The 2957-nt window shown below is 62.3% G+C and carries 5 protein-coding genes; 2 read left to right on the plus strand and 3 right to left on the minus strand.

Features of this window, described 5'->3' with window-relative positions:
* Positions 1-98 precede the first annotated feature (98 nt).
* Positions 99-716 (plus strand): leucyl/phenylalanyl-tRNA--protein transferase, encoded by a 618-nt coding sequence (aat, locus tag EN879_RS30390; protein ID WP_024503883.1) that lies wholly within the window; start codon positions 99-101, stop codon positions 714-716.
* Between the two features lie 9 nt (positions 717-725).
* On the opposite strand, the gene EN879_RS30395 is transcribed toward aat, so the two are convergent.
* From EN879_RS30395 to EN879_RS30405, 3 genes are all read right to left on the minus strand, one after another.
* Positions 726-1112 (minus strand): hypothetical protein, encoded by a 387-nt coding sequence (locus EN879_RS30395; RefSeq protein ID WP_024503882.1) that lies wholly within the window; start codon positions 1110-1112, stop codon positions 726-728.
* Between the two features lie 75 nt (positions 1113-1187).
* The gene (locus tag EN879_RS30400; protein ID WP_013531354.1) at positions 1188-1778 is read right to left on the minus strand and encodes a DUF2155 domain-containing protein; all 591 of its coding nucleotides are present in this window, start codon (positions 1776-1778) and stop codon (positions 1188-1190) included.
* Positions 1779-1901: 123 nt separating this feature from the next.
* Positions 1902-2300 carry an NADH:ubiquinone oxidoreductase subunit NDUFA12 gene (locus EN879_RS30405; protein ID WP_013531353.1) on the minus strand — a complete coding sequence of 133 codons (399 nt, stop codon included), beginning with the start codon at positions 2298-2300 and terminating at the stop codon, positions 1902-1904.
* A 255-nt stretch (positions 2301-2555) separates the two neighbouring features.
* On the opposite strand from EN879_RS30405, the gene EN879_RS30410 reads away from it, so the two are divergent.
* On the plus strand, positions 2556-2957 hold a 402-nt coding region (locus tag EN879_RS30410), incomplete at its 3' end, for a 3-methyl-2-oxobutanoate hydroxymethyltransferase (RefSeq protein WP_245493888.1).

The raw sequence follows: 2957 nt of genomic DNA on the forward strand, positions 1-2957 counted from the left end.
TTCGCGATCTCGTCGGCAATGCCGACATCGCCAATGGCGATTATGACATCCACTGGCTGGAAAAATACCTGGCCAAGGAAGAGTAGCGCGGAGACGCGATGACCCGCCCCTACGCGCCCGGCTATCGCATCCCCACCGACCTGCTGCTCAAGGCCTACGCCTCGGGCGTCTTCCCAATGGCAGAAAGTGCCGGCGACCCGGAGGTGTTCTGGGTGCGGCCGGAGACACGAGGCATCATCCCGCTTGACGGCTTTCACACGCCGAAAAGTCTCTGGAAAACGATCAAGAAACATCCCTTCGACATCCGTTTCGATTTCGATTTCGAGGCGACCATCGACGGCTGCGCCGAAAAGCGCGCGGAGCGGCGCTCGACCTGGATCAATGCGCCGATCCGCGAAGCCTATATCGAGTTGCATCGGATAGGCCATTGTCATTCGGTCGAAGCGTGGCGTGAGGACCGGCTGGTCGGCGGCCTCTATGGCGTGTCGCTCGGCCGGGTGTTTTTTGGCGAGAGCATGTTCGCCAGAGAGACGGACGCTTCCAAGACCTGCCTCTTCTACCTCGTCGAGCGCTTGAAGGCGCGGGGCTTTGCTCTGCTTGATACGCAGTTCACCACCGAGCACCTCAAGCGGTTCGGCGCGGTCGACGTGCCGCGCGGCAAGTATGAGAAGATGCTCGCCGATGCGTTGAAGGGCGAGGCAATATTCTATCCCTGAGGATTGAGCCTACTTCCCGGTAGCGGCTTCCAATGGCGTCTGCGAATGGAACATCATCTTCCAGCCGTTGGCGCGATGGACGTAGCCGGTGCTGACCAGCGCGGCATAAGCCTCGCCATTCTCCCGTGTCGCACGCGCCTCGTAAGTCAGCATGATGATGTCGCTGCCCGGCTCGATAATGCCCTTGAGATCCATCTGCAGGTTGCGCCAGCGGTTGGGCTTGGCCGCGGTCTTGGCCAGATCCGCATTGTCCATCGCCTGTGCCATCTGCGGAAATGCCACCAGGCATTCGGTGTCGGCGTTGGCCGCGTAGTAGGCGGAGTCGCCCGTCCAGAATCCCTTTTCGAGTTCCAGCAATTCGGCCTTGCTAGCCGTGATCCGTTTGCTGTCTGACATCGGAAGATCCTCCTTACGCATGAATGTGCGCTCGTCCGTGGCCCAACGCATTGTGGCCAGGACGGTTCCGGGGGATCAGTTGGTGTCGGTAGTATCGGGTTCCGAAGCGTCCGGCTCCGTCACATCAGGCGTTGTGACGTCCGGAGTGGTCGCGGCTTCCGGTTTGGCTGCGGCGGGCTTGGGAGCCTCCGCTTTGGTTGCGTCAGCCTTGGCTCCGTCGGGCGCCGGCACATCCGACTTCTGCTTGCAGGCCTTCAGCCAGACGTCGTAGACGGCATGCTCGACGGCGTTGAGGCCGGGGCTTTCGGCAAACATCCAGCCGGTGAAGATGCGGCGGATCTTGCGGTCGAGCGTGATCTCGTCGACCTCGACGAAGGAATCGGTCTTCGGCGCCTCCGCCTGCGGCCGCGAATAGCAGACGCGCGGCGTCACCTGCAAAGCGCCGAACTGCACCGTCTCGTCGATATAGACATCGAAGGTGATGATCCGGCCGGTGATCTTGTCGATACCGGCAAACTCGGCAACGGCATTGGTAACCCGGTCCGCTCCCGCGGGCGGCGCCGGCGCGGGTGCCGCGGGCTCAGGCGAAGCGGCGAAGGCCACGGTGCTGACGGCAAGACCGGCGGCTAGCGCCAGACTGGCCGATATTGAGTAAGAAAAGCTCATGCAAAGATACCGGTGGTTCGCGCCCGGGTGATTCTGTCGATCGCCAAGGCTAGTCGCCGTTTTCTGATCAGCAAGCAGCTAAACACCAATTGTGGCGATAAAGGACCGGCTTGCACCCTGTCGCTACGACCCGGGTGTCCAGGCATCGTAGTCGCCGGTGACCTGCGGGCGATGCTGATTGGTGAGCACCGAGCCCTTCGGACGATAGGCCGCCGGGCTGCCGGTCAGATTGGGCTGATGCGGCTTCTGCCAGTCGCGTGGCTTGTAGTCCTCGCTGGACGGCGCGACGTCGACACGGTGGTGCATCCAGCCGTGCCAGCCGGGCGGTATCGCCGAAGCTTCCGAATAATTGCGGTAGATGACCCAGCGGCGCGTGCGGCCTTCCGAATCGATGCCGCCTTCGTAGTAAAAATTGCCGGTCTCGTCCTGGCCGACCTTCTTGCCATACCGCCACGTGTGCAGGCGGGTTCCTATCGTCTGGCTGTTCCACCAGGTGAAAAACTGCGTAAGGAAAGTCTTCATCTCAAAACCCTCGCGCCGGCAGCGCCCGTTTCCTGCTTATGGCGTCAGGCCTTGCCGAAGGCAAGGCTTTTGCCACGGCGTGTGCGCAAATGGCTTTCCTGAAACCCGACACAAGCCTGTGATCCTGCCGGTGGCTGCATGCACGCTTGCCAAGCCTTTGCGGTGTTTCTAAAGCTCTGCGCGCCCATGCTTGTATCCAGCCCGGCTTGAGGCCAAAGGAGGTGACGATTGGCCACGGAATTGCCGACCACCGACATGCGCATCAGCGCCGAGGCGATTCGCCACCGCAAGGGCGGCGCGCCGATCGTTTGCCTGACCGCCTATACCTATCCCATCGCCCGTCTGCTTGATCACCATGTCGATCTGCTTCTGGTCGGTGACAGTGTCGCCATGGTCCTCCACGGCCACAAGACGACACTGGGTGCCTCGCTGGAGATGATGATCGCACATGGGCAAGCCGTGATGCGCGGCTCGGCCAGTGCCTGCGTCGTCGTCGACTTGCCGGCTGGCAGCTATGAGGTCACGGCAGCACTTGCCGTCGCCTCGGCGCGGCGGGTCGTCGACGAAACCGGCTGCCAGGCGGTAAAGCTCGAAGGCGGCGTCGACATGGTTAGCCAGATCGCGGCCATCGTCGCCGCCGGCATTCCGGTCATGGGG

This window comes from Mesorhizobium sp. M7A.F.Ca.AU.002.02.1.1 (assembly GCF_003998535.1).
Taxonomy (GTDB): domain Bacteria; phylum Pseudomonadota; class Alphaproteobacteria; order Rhizobiales; family Rhizobiaceae; genus Mesorhizobium; species Mesorhizobium ciceri.

What these genes read in the sequence shown, in the direction of transcription:
- aat (WP_024503883.1), top strand. Translation starts at nt 99, where the DNA reads ATGACCCGCCCCTACGCGCCCGGCTATCGCATCCCCACCGACCTGCTG.
- EN879_RS30395 (WP_024503882.1), bottom strand. Translation starts at nt 1,112, where the DNA reads ATGTCAGACAGCAAACGGATCACGGCTAGCAAGGCCGAATTGCTGGAA.
- EN879_RS30400 (WP_013531354.1), bottom strand. Translation starts at nt 1,778, where the DNA reads ATGAGCTTTTCTTACTCAATATCGGCCAGTCTGGCGCTAGCCGCCGGT.
- EN879_RS30405 (WP_013531353.1), bottom strand. Translation starts at nt 2,300, where the DNA reads ATGAAGACTTTCCTTACGCAGTTTTTCACCTGGTGGAACAGCCAGACG.